Origin of the sequence: Aphanothece microscopica RSMan92, from assembly GCF_046613545.2 — a bacterium.
In the GTDB taxonomy this organism is placed as follows: domain Bacteria; phylum Cyanobacteriota; class Cyanobacteriia; order PCC-6307; family Cyanobiaceae; genus NIES-981.
This window is the reverse complement of sequence record NZ_JBKKKY020000259.1, coordinates 1-796: the sequence shown is the minus strand read 5'-3', so window position 1 is coordinate 796 and position 796 is coordinate 1. Positions and strand designations below refer to the sequence as shown.

Annotated in this window: 1 protein-coding gene; it reads left to right on the top strand. The window is 70.2% G+C overall.

What is annotated here, in order from left to right:
- A partial coding sequence (locus ACLD7X_RS17360) for a hypothetical protein (RefSeq protein WP_411424941.1) occupies positions 1 to 796 on the top strand: 796 nt, incomplete at both ends.

Genomic DNA, 796 nt, shown 5'->3' with positions numbered 1-796 from the left:
CGGCGGCACGCCCGACCAGATCGCGGTGCCCGAGGTCCTGTCGAACAACGTGGCCAGCATCGCCTATGATGCCGAGAACGACCGCCTTCTGGTGCAGATCGAGGATCTCGACACCTCGCCCGTGGTGGCCGCCTGGGAACGCGACCCGCGCTTCGACACCGCGGGCTACCGCGCCTATGCCGTGCAGGAAGACCCGCTCGACCGGCTCTTCGTGGGCCTCGCCGCCCAGAGCGCCGACGGCTCGGTCGAGGTCGCGCTGGCCGGCGACGGCGGGCAGTTCAACAAGTTCTACTCGGGCGGCGCCTACAGCCGCACCGGCCGCTTCACCCCGCCCGAGGGCACCGCGACGCCTGGCTCGGGCCAGGTCAGCTATGCGGGCACCTATGCGGGCCTGACCAACATCCCCGCGCCGGGCAACGAACTCTTGCCCGTGCCCCCCGGCACCCCGCCCGAGACGCTGCCCGGCCAGACCGCGCGGGTCGCGGGCAACATCTTCCTCAACGTCAACTTCGACGACAACGCCGTCAACGGCGCCATCTACGACCGGGTGCTGGTCGACTACGGCTTCGGCCTGCAATCGGTGATCCTGGTCGAGGGCGCCATCGCCGAGAACGGCAGTTTCGCGGGCAAGACCGAACGCTGGGTGGTGGACGAGGCCTCGATGCCCGTGACCGGCGACTTCGGCGGCGTCTTCGGCGGCGACAACGCCGGCAACGTGGGCGGCATCGTGGCGCTTCAGGAAATCTTCTACGGCGAGGACGTGGGCGACGCCGAGGCGGGCGACCCGATCGAGAAC